Origin of the sequence: Vibrio sp. YT-18, assembly GCF_033337345.1 — a bacterium.
In the GTDB taxonomy this organism is placed as follows: Bacteria; Pseudomonadota; Gammaproteobacteria; order Enterobacterales; family Vibrionaceae; genus Vibrio; species Vibrio alginolyticus.
Genome location: NZ_JAWOQO010000024.1, coordinates 1 through 15,620, shown reverse-complemented (window position 1 = coordinate 15,620; position 15,620 = coordinate 1). Strand labels below are relative to the sequence as shown.

General features: G+C 41.7%; 16 protein-coding genes and 1 pseudogene. 11 read left to right on the top strand and 6 right to left on the bottom strand.

Annotated features, from left to right (window positions below):
* The first annotated feature begins 153 nt into the window (after positions 1-153).
* The 7 genes from pyrD (at position 154) to rmf (ending at position 8,739) form a co-directional block, all read left to right on the top strand.
* Positions 154-1,164, top strand: a complete 1,011-nt coding sequence (gene pyrD / locus R7M72_RS21690) for a quinone-dependent dihydroorotate dehydrogenase (RefSeq protein WP_182016349.1) — start codon at positions 154-156, stop codon at positions 1,162-1,164.
* Between the two features lie 168 nt (positions 1,165-1,332).
* The gene (locus R7M72_RS21685; RefSeq protein WP_005377444.1) at positions 1,333-1,875 is read left to right on the top strand and encodes a cell division protein ZapC; all 543 of its coding nucleotides are present in this window, start codon (positions 1,333-1,335) and stop codon (positions 1,873-1,875) included.
* A gap of 486 nt (positions 1,876-2,361) precedes the next feature.
* Complete coding sequence (gene rlmKL / locus R7M72_RS21680) at positions 2,362-4,482, top strand: bifunctional 23S rRNA (guanine(2069)-N(7))-methyltransferase RlmK/23S rRNA (guanine(2445)-N(2))-methyltransferase RlmL (RefSeq protein ID WP_318056322.1); 2,121 nt, start codon at positions 2,362-2,364, stop codon at positions 4,480-4,482.
* A 21-nt stretch (positions 4,483-4,503) separates the two neighbouring features.
* Complete coding sequence (locus R7M72_RS21675; RefSeq protein ID WP_017821808.1) at positions 4,504-4,746, top strand: glutaredoxin family protein; 243 nt, start codon at positions 4,504-4,506, stop codon at positions 4,744-4,746.
* The gene (locus R7M72_RS21670) at positions 4,724-6,643 is read left to right on the top strand and encodes an ABC transporter ATP-binding protein (RefSeq protein WP_005377449.1); all 1,920 of its coding nucleotides are present in this window, start codon (positions 4,724-4,726) and stop codon (positions 6,641-6,643) included. Before R7M72_RS21675 ends, R7M72_RS21670 begins: the two co-directional genes overlap by 23 nt.
* Positions 6,644-6,650: 7 nt before the next feature.
* The gene (locus R7M72_RS21665; RefSeq protein WP_054576879.1) at positions 6,651-8,384 is read left to right on the top strand and encodes a DUF3466 family protein; all 1,734 of its coding nucleotides are present in this window, start codon (positions 6,651-6,653) and stop codon (positions 8,382-8,384) included.
* Between the two features lie 181 nt (positions 8,385-8,565).
* Positions 8,566-8,739 (top strand): ribosome modulation factor, encoded by a 174-nt coding sequence (gene rmf / locus R7M72_RS21660; protein ID WP_005377453.1) that lies wholly within the window; start codon positions 8,566-8,568, stop codon positions 8,737-8,739.
* 141 nt (positions 8,740-8,880) lie between these two features.
* On the opposite strand, the gene fabA is transcribed toward rmf, so the two are convergent.
* Both fabA and R7M72_RS21650 read right to left on the bottom strand, forming a co-directional pair.
* Complete coding sequence (gene fabA, locus R7M72_RS21655; protein WP_005390081.1) at positions 8,881-9,399, bottom strand: bifunctional 3-hydroxydecanoyl-ACP dehydratase/trans-2-decenoyl-ACP isomerase; 519 nt, start codon at positions 9,397-9,399, stop codon at positions 8,881-8,883.
* A 70-nt stretch (positions 9,400-9,469) separates the two neighbouring features.
* Positions 9,470-11,110, bottom strand: coding sequence for a Lon protease family protein (locus tag R7M72_RS21650; protein ID WP_193837368.1), 1,641 nt, complete (start codon positions 11,108-11,110; stop codon positions 9,470-9,472).
* A gap of 210 nt (positions 11,111-11,320) precedes the next feature.
* Here R7M72_RS21650 and matP point away from each other — a divergent pair, with 210 nt between their 5' ends.
* From matP to R7M72_RS21630, 4 genes are all read left to right on the top strand, one after another.
* Positions 11,321-11,770 carry a macrodomain Ter protein MatP gene (gene matP / locus R7M72_RS21645; protein ID WP_005396497.1) on the top strand — a complete coding sequence of 150 codons (450 nt, stop codon included), beginning with the start codon at positions 11,321-11,323 and terminating at the stop codon, positions 11,768-11,770.
* Positions 11,771-11,785: 15 nt separating this feature from the next.
* Entirely contained in the window at positions 11,786-12,097 is a 312-nt protein-coding gene (locus tag R7M72_RS21640; protein ID WP_017634286.1) for a DUF3634 family protein, read from the top strand.
* 114 nt (positions 12,098-12,211) lie between these two features.
* On the top strand, positions 12,212-12,535 hold the full coding sequence (locus tag R7M72_RS21635) for a hypothetical protein (protein WP_017634287.1): 324 nt from the start codon (positions 12,212-12,214) through the stop codon (positions 12,533-12,535).
* Between the two features lie 502 nt (positions 12,536-13,037).
* Positions 13,038-13,403, top strand: coding sequence for a regulator (locus R7M72_RS21630; protein WP_276393324.1), 366 nt, complete (start codon positions 13,038-13,040; stop codon positions 13,401-13,403).
* 33 nt (positions 13,404-13,436) lie between these two features.
* Here the strand turns inward: R7M72_RS21630 and R7M72_RS21625 are convergent, their stop codons facing one another.
* The 4 genes and pseudogenes from R7M72_RS21625 to R7M72_RS21610 form a co-directional block, all read right to left on the bottom strand.
* Entirely contained in the window at positions 13,437-13,886 is a 450-nt protein-coding gene (locus tag R7M72_RS21625; protein ID WP_276393323.1) for a hypothetical protein, read from the bottom strand.
* Positions 13,887-13,897: 11 nt separating this feature from the next.
* Positions 13,898-14,716, bottom strand: coding sequence for a hypothetical protein (locus R7M72_RS21620; RefSeq protein ID WP_318056321.1), 819 nt, complete (start codon positions 14,714-14,716; stop codon positions 13,898-13,900).
* Between the two features lie 515 nt (positions 14,717-15,231).
* Complete coding sequence (locus R7M72_RS21615; protein ID WP_080369130.1) at positions 15,232-15,375, bottom strand: hypothetical protein; 144 nt, start codon at positions 15,373-15,375, stop codon at positions 15,232-15,234.
* A pseudogene (locus R7M72_RS21610) lies at positions 15,375-15,620 on the bottom strand (toxin); the annotation flags it as partial. The gene R7M72_RS21615 and the pseudogene R7M72_RS21610, both read right to left, overlap by 1 nt.

Genomic DNA, 15,620 nt, shown 5'->3' with positions numbered 1-15,620 from the left:
CGCAGAAACTTGATTGTAATTGTTTGTTTTATATTTGAAAATCTTATAAAGATATAGGTTTTTACTTATTACGTTCATTTTCATTGAATTACGATGAAAAACGGTAAATAATATTGTCCCGTTTATACGGGGCTTTTTTCTTTCGGAGGCACAATGCTTTACCGTCTAGCCAGAACTGGCTTTTTCCAACTCGATGCCGAGAAGGCACATGATCTTGCAATCAAGAACTTCCAACGCTTTAACGGCACACCACTTGATCTCTTTTACCGCCAACAGTTACCAACTCGTCCAGTTGAGTGTATGGGTCTAACATTCCGTAACCCTGTTGGTCTTGCGGCTGGTTTAGATAAAAACGGCGAATGTATTGAAGCATTTGATGCCATGGGCTTTGGCTTTGTCGAAGTCGGCACTGTAACGCCACGACCACAACCAGGTAATGATAAACCACGCCTATTCCGTTTAGTGGAAGCAGAAGGGATCATCAACCGCATGGGCTTTAATAACCTAGGCGTTGATAATTTGATCGAGAATGTTAAACGAGCAAAATTCAATTGTGTTCTCGGAATTAATATCGGTAAAAATAAAGATACGCCAATTGAGAAAGGGGCAGAGGACTACCTGATTTGTATGGAAAAAGTGTATGAGTATGCTGGCTATATTGCAGTAAACATCTCATCGCCAAACACTCCAGGCCTTCGTTCACTTCAATATGGTGAAGCCCTTGATGAACTGCTTTCCGAATTAAAGGCGAAACAAGCGGAGTTATCAGAGAAGTACAACAAGTACGTCCCGTTAGCATTAAAGATTGCGCCAGATTTAAGTGACGATGAAATCTGCCAAATTTGCGATTCTTTATTGAAAAACAATATAGATGGTGTGATCGCGACTAACACAACTTTGGATCGCACGATCGTAGAAGGGATGAAACACGCCAATGAGGCAGGTGGCTTGAGTGGTCGCCCTGTGCAATCACGCTCTACGGAGGTCGTACGTAAGCTTCATGAAGAGCTTGGAGACAAACTTCCAATTATCGGTGTTGGTGGTGTAGATTCCTATGTTGCAGCCAAAGAAAAGATCATGGCAGGTGCTAAACTTGTTCAAGTCTACACTGGCTTTATTTACCAGGGCCCAGGTCTCGTACGTGATATTGTTAAAAATCTTTAACATATACATCAAAAACTACTGAAAAATCAGTACCTGTTACATAAAAAAGAGGACTTTGTTTCCTCTTTTTTTTTATCCGTTCGTTTGTAGAATTTAAAAATCACGAGTAGGTAATTAAGCGTCTTACCTCTTTACCACTGATTTAACTAGTCAAGAGAGAACGGAATAATGCTTAAACCCAGCGACAAATGGAATTGGTATTTTGACGAGCAAAAAGCTTGCTTAATGCTGGATCTGGGGGAGGAAATGATTTTCCAAACCAATCTATCCCGAAAATTGTTGGTTAACTGTGCCTTCTCAAACAGTGAATTTACCGTTGATGACGCCAGCGCATTTCAAACGTTTAATGAGCGCATTCGCTGTCTCGATATCAGTGAATATCGCCAAGCTGAATTAACACTGTATTGTGTTGCTGCAAAGCGTTTTCATAAACCTGTACAGCCTAAGAGCTGGTTCTTCGATGCACAGTCCTCTGATTATGAACCTCAAGAAGGGGACATGGTCTTTCTCACAAATCAATATTCTGATGGTATGTTCATCGTTCTAGAACCAGGCGAAACATCGAGCTTATGTGCTTATGTTAACCAAGAAGCCTTTGTTCTTGATGGCAATAAGGCGCTTCAATTTGGGCAGCCGATTAAAGTAATGCATGATCGCATGGCTTGTGCAAACCACCTCTTTGCAATGACCCCTATGGCAATGGTGGGTTAAAGCGGTTTAATTTTTCTTTATTTCGTTCCTTTGTTTGCCTTAATCGACCTTATTGGGTCGATTTTTTTTGTCCTTTCCTCTGACACTCCAATCCGAAATACCATGAAACTGTTTGTTTTCTATGCATGCAAACATGAAGCTGGTCACTTTTATTTTACTTATTTCAATTTGATTACTCCTTTAATTAGGCAACCTAGCGCCTAAAACAACCCTATTTATTCCCCTATAAAGGGTATTTGTAAGTAATTTACATCAATCAATCCTCGCTGGTATATACCAAAATGAGCGTAAATAAGTATTCACTTCTTCTAAAGGAAACAAAATACGTTCATGAATGAAAAACATTCAAACTAAAGATGTTGAAAGTTTTAGATCATTTGAGTGGTGATGATTTGAACTAACGGGTGGCAAAATACCTTTAAAAACGAGGCATTGATCGTAAAGTCAGGTATAATTGAAGCCATTTTTTATCAGCGAAAGAACACTATGAATCAATATCTCGCGGTAACTTCAAATGGCATGGAAAATTTGCTTGTTGAAGAACTGACTAAACTAGGCATTGAAAATGCGAAACCAGTACAGGCAGGCGTAAAATTTAAAGCGACAAACGAACAGGTTTATCGCTGTTGTTTGTGGAGCCGTTTAGCGTCTCGATTTGTACGTGTTTTATCTGAGTTCACGTGTAACAACGACATGGACTTGTATCTATCCACTTCCACTATTAACTGGGTTAACCAATTTCATAGCTCTAAACGCTTTGTTGTGGACTTTAACGGCACAAACCGTGAGATTAGAAATAGCCAATACGGGGCTATGAAGGTCAAAGATGGCATCGTAGATTGCTTTGAGAACAAAGGCTTGCCACGTCCTAATATCAGCAAAGAACGCCCAGATATTCGTATTCACGTTCGTTTGCATAAAGATAAAGCGTTGCTTGGGGTAGACATGGTAGGTAGTGGTCTTCATCAGCGTGGTTATCGACCAGAATCGGGTCGTGCGCCATTACGTGAAACGCTTGCTTCTGCGATTATCATGCGTTGTGGCTGGGATGGGCATCAACCATTACTCGATCCAATGTGTGGTTCTGGTACTTTGCTTATTGAAGCAGCAATGATGGCAGCCAACATGGCACCTGGCGTTAAGCGCAAACAATGGGGCTTCGAAGTTTTGGAAGACTTTGAACCGGAGACCTGGGCTGAGATTAAATCAGAGGCTAATGTTCAAGCTAGACGAGGTGTCAAGAAAGTTGACGCTAAGTTTTTTGGATTCGATAACGACCCCAAAGTATTAAAAGTCGCTCAAGAAAACGCCCGCAGAGCAGGTGTTGAAGAGTTGATTGAGTTTGCGCAAGGTGATGCTGCAACTATTACTCGTCCCGCAGGATTTGAACACGGTGTTATCGTTTCAAACCCACCTTACGGTGAGCGTCTAGGAACTGAGCCGGGGCTGATTGCGCTCTATACCGCATTCGGTGGACAGCTAAAATCTGAGTTTGGCGGATGTAAAGCATCTATCTTCTCTAGCTCAGACGAGCTCTTGAGTTGCCTTCGCATGCGCGCTGATAAACAGTTTAAATTGAACAACGGTGCGTTACCGTGTCACCAAAAGAACTACAGCATTGCCGAGCGCAGCGCTGATGAAGTTAAAGGTGCAGATACTAACGTTCAAATCGCACCAGACTTCTCAAACCGTTTGAAGAAAAACATTGGCAAGATTGGCAAGTGGGCTCGTAAAGAGAAACTAGACTGCTATCGTATCTACGATGCAGACCTTCCAGAATACAACGTAGCGATCGACGTGTACGGCGATCAAATTGTGATTCAAGAGTACGCAGCACCTAAGAACATCCCTGAAGAAAAAGCCAAGCGTCGTCTAACGGACATTATCCGTGCGACGATTCAGGTGACCGGTGTCGAAGCGAACAAAGTTGTACTGAAAGTTCGTGAGAAGCAGAAAGGTCGAAGCCAGTACCAAAAATTAGGTCAGGTATCAGAGACGCTCGAAGTAAACGAGTACGGTGTGAAGCTGATCGTGAACCTTCATGACTACCTAGACACAGGCATGTTCTTGGATCATAAGATCACTCGTCGTCGTCTTGGCGAAATGGCACAGGGTAAAGATTTCCTTAACTTGTTTGCTTACACTGGTAGTGCAACAGTGCACGCTGCAGTTGGTGGTGCGCGTTCCACTACAACTGTCGATATGTCAAACACCTACTTGAATTGGGCGAAAGACAATATGCAGCTTAATGGCTGTGTAGGGCGCCAACATAAATATGAACAAGCGGACTGTTTGCAATGGCTAGAAAACGCAAAAGGTGAGTACGACTTGATCTTTATTGACCCACCTACGTTCTCTAACTCTAAGCGTATGGAAACATCATTCGATGTACAACGTGACCACATTAAGCTAATGAAGAACCTCAAACGTTTACTGAGAAGTGAAGGCACAATCGTATTTTCAAATAACAAACGTCATTTCAAGATGGATGAAGAATCACTCGCTGAATTGGGTTTGAAGGCTCAGAATATTTCTTCTCAAACGTTACCATTAGATTTTGCGCGTAATAAACAGATTCATAACTGTTGGCTAGTAACGCACGCGTAGTATAAACAAAAGGATTAATACGTGCTGATATTGTATAGCACGGAGGGATGCCATCTTTGTGAGATGGCATTTGCTCTAGTAGACCAAGTCGGTTTGGCCGAGCAAACAGATATCATCGATATTGCGTTCGATGATGTACTATTTTCTCGTTACGGCGTCACAATACCCGTATTAAAATATCAAGATTCTGAGTTGAACTGGCCGTTTGACTTAGAACAACTCACACATTGGTTGGATAATAATGGCATTACTTACCATTCATAACGCACAACTTGCATTTGGTGACCACCCATTGCTAGACAAAGCGGAGTTCGCTCTTCAAGAAAACGAACGCGTTTGTTTAGTTGGTCGTAACGGAGCAGGTAAGTCCACGTTAATGAAAGTGCTTGCCGGCGACATTTTGTTGGATGATGGCAAGATTCAAATAACTCAAGACGTAGTAGTTTCTCGGCTTGAACAAGATCCACCGCGCAATCAAGAGGGTACGGTTTACGAATACGTATCTGGCGGTTTGGCTGAAATCGGCGAACAATTGAAGATCTATCACGATCTTCTCGATCTTGTTGCTCAAGACCCAAGTGAGAAGAACATTAACCGTTTGGCGAAAGTTCAAGAGCAACTTGATCATTCTAACGCTTGGCGCTTTGATGACCGTGTTAAGAACGTACTTGGCGCTTTAAAACTAAGCCCAGAAACCAAACTGACCGATCTATCCGGTGGCTGGCAACGTAAAGCTGCTTTAGCTCGTGCGCTGGTTTGTGATCCTGATGTATTGCTTCTTGATGAGCCAACAAACCATCTCGATGTGACAACGATCGAATGGTTAGAGAACTTCTTAAAAGACTTCAAAGGCTCGATCATCTTTATTTCTCACGACCGTGCATTCATCAAGTCGATGGCGACACGCATCGTTGACTTAGATCGCGGTCAATTAGCTTCTTTCCCTGGTAATTACGAACAGTATTTGAATGACAAAGAAGAAATGCTTCGCGTCGAAGAAATGCAAAATGCTGAGTTCGATAAGAAACTAGCTCAGGAAGAAGTGTGGATTCGTCAAGGCATTAAAGCACGTCGTACTCGTAATGAAGGCCGTGTTCGAGCCCTTAAAAAACTTCGTGAAGAGCGTCGTGACCGTCGTGAAGTTCAAGGTAAAGTTAACCTAAACATCGATGATGCTTCTCGTTCAGGTAAGATTGTATTTGAAGCAGAAAATGTATCTTTTGCTTACGAAGGCAAGACAATTGTCGACGACTTTAGCTTTAACATCATGCGTGGTGACCGTATTGCACTTATCGGACCAAATGGCTGCGGTAAGAGTACGGTACTTAAATTGCTACTAGGGCAATTGGAAGCGCAGTCTGGTCGTTTACACTGCGGAACAAAATTAGAAGTCGCGTACTTTGATCAGTACCGAGAGATTTTGGATCCAGAAAAGACAGTGATCGATAACTTAGCGGATGGGAAACAAGAAGTAATGGTTGGGGGACGTCAGCGTCATGCGCTGAGTTATCTCCAAGACTTCTTATTTGCACCTAAGCGCGCCAGAACCCCGGTTAAGGCACTTTCCGGTGGTGAGAAAAACCGATTATTGCTAGCCCGTATCTTGTTGAAACCAAACAACTTACTTATTCTTGATGAACCAACTAACGATTTGGATATCGAAACGTTGGAACTTTTAGAAGAAATGCTTGCCAATTATCAGGGTACATTATTGTTAGTGAGTCACGACCGTGAGTTCGTAGACAACACAGTAACAACCAGCTGGATTTTTGAGGGTAACGGTATAATCGAAGAGTTCGTTGGTGGTTATCATGATGCTAAACAGCAGCGTGACCAAGTTCTTGCTTCGCGCAGTCAGGTTGAAAAACCAACGAAGAAAGAGAAAGTGGTTGAGGAAACTCCCAAAACTACGCAACCTAAGAACAATTCGAAGAAGTTATCGTATAAGCTGCAAAGAGAATTAGAGGCTCTACCAGCTAAACTTGAACAATTAGAGTCGGATATCGAGAGCCTTCAGGAGCAAGTGAACGATCCAGAGTTCTTTGCTAAACCTGTAGAGCAAACTCAGCCGGTATTGGAACAGCTTGCTGCACTAGAGCAGGAGTTGGAAATCGCATTCGAGAGATGGGAAGAACTCGAAGCAATGCAACAGGATAGTTAAGAATTCAATGAATTGTAGTAATAAATTCAAATTGACCGCCATTGCAATGATGGTTGGTACCACAATGAACGCACAGGCGGCATTGTATCAAGTTGTTGAGGTTTCACCTCAGGATCATGGTTCAAACGGTGACTACCAAACGGCTTACGGGGTTGCAATTCAACAGGGCGATGCAGGTACAGATCCTTCAACAGGTTCACCTTTCGCTTTAGGCTGCTTTGATGCAGCAGCAAACTGCACGCCAGAGCAGTTTAAACTTGCAATGGAAACTCGCACTACGCCGATTTCAGCGACACAAGCCGTGGATGGGAACAGCTATCGTGAAGAAATCCCATTCGGATTAGACGCTGGCTTTTATTACATCCAAGAACTCAAAGACTTTGAGCGTTACTGTTACAACCAGCTTCGCTATTCCACCTGTGACTCATGGGCTTCAGTAAACTGGACGCCGTGGAATAAAGAACGTAGTAAAGACTTTACTTCTAATGCGTTAGCGTTCATAGAAGAAGATTCTGCTGCTTATAAAAATGAATATAACAATGTTATCAACCAGCTTACCGAGGGTGGTGCAGCTGTCGGTAATCAGAGTAAAGTTAGCACAGAAAATACTTCTACATTAGAAACACGAAATACCGTAGTTGCACCAGTAGAGCCAAATATTCTTACTGGCGATGGTGACGCAAGTGTTGTGCAAAGCCATGCTTGGAGCACAGACGGCAATTTTACTGTTGGCAGTGTTTCTCGAACAGCAAGCAATACCAATGGATCTCACCACACATCAAAAGCAGCGATTTGGGATCAAAGCGGAACCGTCAGTGAATTGGCTTGGCCTAGTGGCACATCTAAAGATGGAGAAAGGTTAGCTCAAGGGAGCATGCGTGACCTTGTCACTGATGGAACTACGGTCTATGGCGTAGGTTACAACACTTACAGTGATGATAACTACCTGAATGCGACTGTTTTTGTCGGAACTCTAGAAGCCGAAGGTAGCGTTGAAAACGCAACTTGGAAAAACAAAGTTGTTGTAGGAGCTAGACAGCGCGAGGGTGATGATACGGTTCATACAAACTCACGATTAACCGACGTTAACTCTAATTTTGTTGCTATTGGTGAAGCAAAACGTTCGGGCGGATACTTAATGCCAACGGGCTCTGCTCCGAATCGTCTCTTTATCGTAGATGATGTTCGTAAGGATTCTATTAGCGCTTTTTACCCAACTACTGGCATTTTCTTTAGCGGTGCGGGCGGTAAGATGGGCGGTATCAACTCTTACAATGAAATCGTCGGGCAACTTGATGCGGAAACGACTCGTGAAGACGATGGCAAGCCACGTCGTAAGCGCGGTTTTATCTATCCATATAGCGTAGGTGGCGAGACTAGTGAACGTGCTGCAACATTATTCAATGGAAAAGCTTGGTTCCTAGACAGTTTGACTAACGGCGGTGATTACTCTGAACAAAACAATCAGTTCCGTATTATCGACGCAACTGATATCAATGATGCAGGTGTGATCTCTGGTACTGCTATGAAATGTGCAGGTGGTTATAGTACAACAGCAAACAATGCGACATGTAGCTCTGAAGAGCAAATTGTAGCAGTCAAACTAGTACCTATTGCTGACGCAACTAAGGACGACATCGTATCTCGAAGCATTGACTCAACGACGACAGAGCGTCAAGGTGCAGGCCTTGGTTGGTTAGCTTTGACCATGCTTGGATTGTTTGGGTTCCGTAGAAAATAGTTAAAAATCGTCAGTAATTTTTAAATCAAGCAGAGGCTCACACATTTGAGTCTCTGCTTTTTTTATGCCTTGAGAAATTGCCTACTTTGATCGATTCTTATAAGTGGAGTCATAAAAACTCCATCAAAGTTTCACAATAACAGCTGTACGTTAGTAAATGGACCTGTATGAGGAATTAACTATGAAGAGACAAAAGCGTGATCGCCTAGAACGAGCTCAATCTCAAGGCTACAAAGCTGGATTGAATGGAAGGTCTCAAGAGGCTTGCCCATATCAACAAGTTGATGCTCGGTCGTATTGGTTAGGTGGTTGGCGTGATGCCAGAGATGAAAGACAATCTGGTCTCTACAAATAAACTCTCCACATACAAAAAAGAAGGATTCGAAAGGGCTCTACGGAGCCTTTTCTACATTATAGGTACATAGGGAAGTAGGTTAACACTCGATAACAAAAAGGCTCCTAAATAGGAGCCTTAATAAATCAATTAAAACCGTGATTAGAAGCTTGAAGTGTCTTGGAACAAGCCAACTTTCAAATCTTTTGCTACGTAGATTTCTTTGCCGTCTACACATACACGACCGTCAGCCAAACCCATCACAAGTTTACGGTTTACAACGCGTTTCATGTGGATTTCGTACGTCACTTTTTTCGCTGTTGGCAAGATCTGACCTGTAAACTTCACTTCGCCAACACCCAGAGCACGACCTTTTCCTTTGCCACCAACCCAGCCAAGGAAGAAACCAACAAGTTGCCACATCGCATCAAGGCCAAGACAACCCGGCATTACAGGGTCGCCAGGGAAGTGGCAGTCAAAGAACCACAAATCTGGAGTAATATCCAATTCCGCCAAGATCAAACCTTTACCAAAATCGCCTTCAGTCTCAGACATTTTAGTAACACGATCCATCATTAACATGTTTGGCGCAGGAAGCTGAGGGTAACCAGGCCCAAACAGTTCGCCTTGACTAGAAGCAAGTAGATCGTCACGGTTATAAGAATCACGTTTGTTTTGCATTATCAATTACTCCAATTTTTGATAGCTGCATCTTAGTGAACACGTGTACGCTAAACAACTCCGATCAGTACTAGACAAACCAGTTTTTGATGCGCTGCACAATTCCTTCTGGATGCTCATGTCTTTCAAAGTTTTCAATACGTTCCGCTATTTTGCCAATAATGCTATCGTCTTCACCTCTAAAAGGTTTATTCATTACAATCGGAATAGCTTCATCTACGGTAGAAACGGACCAAATATGGAAATCACCATTTTTAATGCTTTCTATTACATCTTTATGTAATGCAAGGTGTTTAAGGTTTGATTTTGGCATCACAACACCTTGATTTCCTGTAAAACCTTGATGTTTACAAACCTGATAAAAACCTTCAATTTTTTCGTTCAAGCCACCGACGGCTTGCACTCGACCAAACTGATCAACAGCCCCTGTAACCGCAACTTGTTGATTAATTGGAGATTCAGATAAAGCACTCACCAAGCAACAAAGTTCTGCAAGAGATGCGCTGTCACCATCAACTTCACTATAAGACTGTTCAAATACGATGGAGGCAGAGTAAGGCAGTGGTTCATCCAGTTTCAGAGCAGAGCTCAAGAAAGCTTGCATAATCATCATGCCTTTTGCATGTAGATTGCCTCCAAGTTCAGCTTTGCGCTCAACATCGGAAACATCGCCATCACCAAAATGAATTACACAAGATATTCGTGCAGGCTCACCATAGCTGACAGGGTGCCCAGCCATATCAATAACGGTTAGGCCATTGATTTGACCAACTTGTTCCCCAGTTGTCTCAATGATGACTTGTCCATCTAAAATATCGTACACGGCACGCTGAGGAAGGTAAGATTCTCGGTAATACTTGTCGTCAATCGCTTTATCTAACGACTTGTAATCTAATGCGTGACCATCACTGAACTGGCTGGCAAGCGTTAGAAGTTGAGAGTGCCACATTACTCCTAAAGGCAGATAATGTTGATCTTCAGTAAATCTCATACCGGCTAGCAACAATCTTCTAAAACCACATTCAGTTAAGTGAGGCAGCTGATATTGAGAACATATCCAGTTCACTAAACCAAAGTAATCTGTCAAATTCTGCTCTGACAGATGAATATCTTCTTCAACTTCCGTATACATGGCAAAGCCAGAACAGAAGTCGTCATCGATGTATTCTAGCTCTGCTAACTGACTTCTTTCTCCTGTTACAATCAGTTTTACATCATAAGCTTTAGCTTGCGGTACTGAAGTAGGTAAACGAGTAGGGCTTAGGTTCAGTGGCTCGATAAGGTTTTGTTGAATTGCAGACTTTATATTTGGCCAAAGTCCTAGGTTAGCCAAAATTAGATTAGCCGGTACAATTAAGTAACCGCTATCTGCCTGTGAAATTAAGCCAGGTTGGAAGGCAATATCACCACTTAAATCGACACTGTAACGGTCAAATAAGCGTTTGGCATCAAGTGATTCCGACAAAACAATCGCAGCGTTAGACTGGCTCTGAAGAGCTTTACTGATGAACTCTCTATAGACAGAATTATCTACGCAGTTAATGAGTAGTACTCGCGTCAATCCAGAAATTTTTGAAAAACGAGATATCGTTGCCGACATTCTCGGTTGGAGCTCAGTAAAAGACTTCTTTGGTAACGAAGGTGCAGACTTTAAAAGTGCTTCGTACTGCTCAAGTGAAGGTGTTACGTCTTGCCAATTAAGTTGGTTCATTAAAATTCATCGTAATTCAATCTTGCCGACATTATAACGAAACGGACTATAACACCCTAGCACCAATTTGGTTTGCTCACGGCATTCAACTCTCAATGAACAATACTTAGACAAATGAGTGATCAACATCGATACTTCTAAGAGTTTTATTTGCCCAAGTAAACCATCTGGGTTACGCTGTCACTAGGTTATGTTTATGGGTCGGAACAAATGAAATATCAGCAGCTTGAGAATCTAGAATGTGGGTGGAAATGGAAGTATCTCATCAAAAAATGGAAAGATGGTGAAGCGATTACCCGACATATTGATACAAGCGAAGCAGATGCAGCGGTCGCAGAACTAAAACGCCTTGAACACGAGCCTACACTTGTCTTGGCTTGGATAGAAAACCACATGTCAGAAGAGTTAGATAATAAACTCAAGCAGGCTATCCGAGCGAAACGGAAACGTCACTTCAATGCAGAGCAAGTCCATACAAAGAAGAAATCCATTGATTTAGATTACCGAGTTTGGGAAAAGCTTTCTAGTAGAGCGAATGAACTTGGTTGTACGTTATCTGACGCAATTGAATATTTGCTTTCCGAAGCGTCGAGAAGTGAAAAAGCGAGTCAAAAAGTTACCTCAATTAAAGAGGATTTGAGTAAATTGCTATCTAGCTAGGATAGGGAGTGCCAAATGTTATATGTAATCTTAATTGCAGCCATCGTGATCTTTTGGTTGATCGCAGTCGATAGGCCGGTGTTAAAAGTAAAGTTCGATAATGGCCATATTAGTAACGTAAAAGGGCATCTACCTCCTTCTTTCAAACACAACTTACAGGATATTAGTGAGCATAACCCGTTTACTGGTGAAATGAAGGTGTATAGCCAACGGACAGGAATGCGCTTAAGCTTTTCCAAAAGCGTTCCCAAAAAAGTTCAACAGAGGATTCGTAACGTTTTTCCGCATCAGGGCTTCAAAGCAAACAAAGGCAAGAAGCGCGCTTAATTACATATCAGTTACTTCATCATGTTAAATGGGACGCAATGTGGCGTCCCATTTTCGTATCTACAGAAAAATTACTTATCATCGAACAATCAACAACATAAACGGACCAAAACGATGAGATACGTTGTAACTTTAATGATACTGATCTTTGCAAGTACTTCAGTTTTTGCTGACGATTCAGAAACGAACCTGTTGGCTAAAAAGATTAAGACTAAGCTTCAAAAGAAAGTAGACAATAAGTTTGATGACTATCAAGGTTATTGTGACGTCATGATAGAAATGGAGCACAAAAGTAAAAACGCAGTAATAAAAAGAGTAACGAGTAGTGGTGACCAAAAAGTGTGTAGGTACGTTAAGTCCAACTTGAAGAAAGGAAAACGCTATCGTTACAAATACCCCGAAAAGTACATTCGCCTCCATATAACCACAGGCTTATAAATGTTTCAGAACGCCTTGATTAAGAGCGAGTGAACTGAGTTCGTGTAGAGCGTTTAGCTGATTTTTGCTGTTGTACGAGACGAGCATGAAAGGCTTTTTGCTCAGCAGCGCGTTTGAGTTCGTTAAAGTAGTTATGACATTGAATGGCGAACTCAGTGAGTTGGCCGTCACCATCATAGATATATTGATTCTCAGGTGTTTAAGGAAGAACACACCAGTAAAGTAAGTCGAGGACTAAGCGCGCATCAATTTTCAATAAGAGATTTGATTTGCTTCGTAAGCATAACCACAAACCAAACTAGCGATTGCAAGTCCACAGGAACCTCGGTTAAAGCCTCAAAAGCAAACAATGTTGTTAATCTTAGGAGGACATTTTAAAGTAGCTAAAACCGGACATTATTGCTTTGAGACCCCACCCCTTGGTGCGCATTATGGGCGCTTATGTTGAATGCGATTGCATATGCGTATCCTATAAAATGTCTCTCTTTTGAGGGACAATTCAATGAAGTATCACGAAATGACTAAAAACTATATTTTTCGTGAATTTGAATGTGGTTTGACCGTCGAAGAAGCTGCCAAACTTTGTTTGAAAACTGTGAGAACGGTCAAAGAATGGGATAAGGGGAAATCTATTCCGCCAGAGTGCAAACGCTTGATGAGGATGAATAAGGGCAGAGAACTGAGCTCTTGTGAAGATTGGGAAAACTTCGTAATGAGGCATGACCGGTTAGAGCTTCCAACTGGACAGTTGGTCACTGCACAGCAAGTATTAATTGGGGTTGCTTTACTAGAGCTAGGTGCTTCAAATGATATTGAAGTCGCTCATAAAATTCTAAAATATGCTCGTGTATTGAAGGGGTTGATGTAACAGAAAAAGGCTCCTTAATAGGGAGCCTTATCATCATTTAGAAAATACGTCCAGATATAGCGGGAGAAAACTACCTGCTACCACAAAATGCAAAGTTAAAACCAATGTAATTAAAAGTGGATATATCTTTAGGATAGTAATTGAAAAAAAAGAACTAAAATAATGATAGTTGCCACCTTTATACAAAGAGGTGTTTAACTCAAAAAGTCGTTGCGTTTTTGGTGATTCTGATAGCTTGGCAACATCATTGTAGATACCTCTAAATATTCTTTCCTGTTGCAAATAGTAAGCGTCAAGAAACCAAAAAAGCAGACAAGGGAAAAATGCTATAAACAAGAAAAACTTATTATTACTACTTCCAAATAAAGCCAAGAGTGCTGTTAATATAGTAATAGTCCAATTTTTAATTTGAAATGAATTAGAATTCATTCTGGTTATGATATTTTGAATGAACTCAAGATGCTTAATTTCAGAATTATTCATGTATTTTCTCATCAATTATAAGTTTCATATAGTTCTGTAAGAGCTTCATAACCCTTTTTATTGTTGTTTTCGCAGGATTCCATCCACTTAAAACAATCAAGGAGGCTTAGTTTCTTTAAGTGATCTATCGGTAATTTATGTGATATCTGGAAACTCATGTCAGAGGCTACATCCTGAGCTTTATTTACTAATTGGATACCTTTCTGTCTATTCGCATAAGGGCTTAGCCTTCTGCGTGCAATTGAGCTAAATTGCAATTCTGACATAATCCAAGGAGAAGCTGTGCGAGTTTCAATTTCATCTTGATTTTCTAGTGATTTTACCGTGTTTTCAGTATTTAAAAAGAATAAACATTCAGCAGAGTCTATCATTGTCATTAATGACGATTGTAGTATTAAATATATATTGCTTGTTGTGCGGTTTCTTATCTCATAAGAATAAGTATTGGTCTCAGAATTTAGAGCATATTTGTTATCAATTTCGTTAAGCAATTCATCAGCATACCCCCAAACTAGAGAGTCTATAAATACATTTAGGCCTAAAATATTTTCAAGTATTGTGGCGACTTGTATAGCAAGATCTTTATCTTTATGAGAATGAGAGAGAAATATATGAGTTTTCTCTATTTGCGGAAACCAAGCTTCTTTTAGAGCAGAGCCATCAAGGACTCCATCTCCTAAATAGAAGTCATGTAGAGATTTTTCAATATGCTTTTTCTTCCTATCATAACCTTGGCTAAAAGACTGAATATATTTGTCATCCATTAGCTTAACTATATGCTTAAAAAAATCTTCCAACTCGGTAAGCTCTAAATCATAGCACTTATACAAACTAACTCTCCACTGTCAATAGAAGTTGAAATGACATTTGTAGCATACATCGGTGCATTTATAAAACAACGACTAACGAAAGTTGTAGGCTTGATAGATTAGTTAGGAGATTACAGCTACTTCAGAGTGTAAAGCTAGCACTGAGTGGGAATTTACCCCCGTAATACAGATTCGGGGGTTTGACCTCCCGCCGCACGTCGCGCAATCGTCCTAGCCCGTCCTCACTTGCTCCGCGCGTCCGTCGGAGATAACCCATAAAAGAAGAATAAGCATTGCTCGACACTCGCAAAGCTTTGATGTTGTGAGTATGCAGCGTTCCAGTAGGTTAACGCGCCTTTGGTGTGGATAGTCTCTGCGAGGCTGGTCTAGCAGGAAGGAGGGCGGCAGCATCCAAGTGGCTTTGGGCGGCTAACCGCGCCGATTAAGTGATGAGGCTAGGTTTTGCTAAGGTGGGCGGCTTGGTGCCTCGTCGTCGCTCCGCAACTCCTTATCCCTGCGGGGCTGGCACCTTGCCTTTAATTGAAGTAGTCGACCAGTTTGCCTAGGAGGTATCTGGAAAGGTCATACACGAGCACCACTATGACTGCATTCACTATCGAGAGATGATCAAACAACTCGATGATTTCAACGAGCTGTCCATGCGTTACGTATTCATTCATTAGGTTTCGTCTCCACTAAACAAACCGCCAACGGGTTTGAGTTCAATATCTTGCTCTTGCCGTTGTGCATATTGCTCATACGGCGAACACGTGACATAGAAATTGGATGCGCCGCGAGACAGCTGGACGAGGCAATCGTCCAGATATTCCATCTTGACGCCCAACTTATTTAGGAATCCGTCATCGAGGTAAGTCACACCGCGTGGTGTGACAACCTCAAAATGCACGTTGACGTGTATCGAGGT

Bases quoted from the DNA above. Each gene is read 5' to 3' on its own strand.
- R7M72_RS21670 (WP_005377449.1), top strand. From the start codon at position 4,724: ATGGCATTACTTACCATTCATAACGCACAACTTGCATTTGGTGACCAC.
- R7M72_RS21650 (WP_193837368.1), bottom strand. From the start codon at position 11,110: ATGAACCAACTTAATTGGCAAGACGTAACACCTTCACTTGAGCAGTAC.
- matP (WP_005396497.1), top strand. From the start codon at position 11,321: ATGAAATATCAGCAGCTTGAGAATCTAGAATGTGGGTGGAAATGGAAG.
- R7M72_RS21635 (WP_017634287.1), top strand. From the start codon at position 12,212: ATGAGATACGTTGTAACTTTAATGATACTGATCTTTGCAAGTACTTCA.
- R7M72_RS21630 (WP_276393324.1), top strand. From the start codon at position 13,038: ATGAAGTATCACGAAATGACTAAAAACTATATTTTTCGTGAATTTGAA.
- R7M72_RS21615 (WP_080369130.1), bottom strand. From the start codon at position 15,375: ATGAATGAATACGTAACGCATGGACAGCTCGTTGAAATCATCGAGTTG.
- fabA (WP_005390081.1), bottom strand. From the start codon at position 9,399: ATGCAAAACAAACGTGATTCTTATAACCGTGACGATCTACTTGCTTCT.
- rmf (WP_005377453.1), top strand. From the start codon at position 8,566: ATGAAGAGACAAAAGCGTGATCGCCTAGAACGAGCTCAATCTCAAGGC.
- R7M72_RS21640 (WP_017634286.1), top strand. From the start codon at position 11,786: ATGTTATATGTAATCTTAATTGCAGCCATCGTGATCTTTTGGTTGATC.
- R7M72_RS21685 (WP_005377444.1), top strand. From the start codon at position 1,333: ATGCTTAAACCCAGCGACAAATGGAATTGGTATTTTGACGAGCAAAAA.
- R7M72_RS21665 (WP_054576879.1), top strand. From the start codon at position 6,651: ATGAATTGTAGTAATAAATTCAAATTGACCGCCATTGCAATGATGGTT.
- R7M72_RS21625 (WP_276393323.1), bottom strand. From the start codon at position 13,886: ATGAATAATTCTGAAATTAAGCATCTTGAGTTCATTCAAAATATCATA.
- rlmKL (WP_318056322.1), top strand. From the start codon at position 2,362: ATGAATCAATATCTCGCGGTAACTTCAAATGGCATGGAAAATTTGCTT.
- pyrD (WP_182016349.1), top strand. From the start codon at position 154: ATGCTTTACCGTCTAGCCAGAACTGGCTTTTTCCAACTCGATGCCGAG.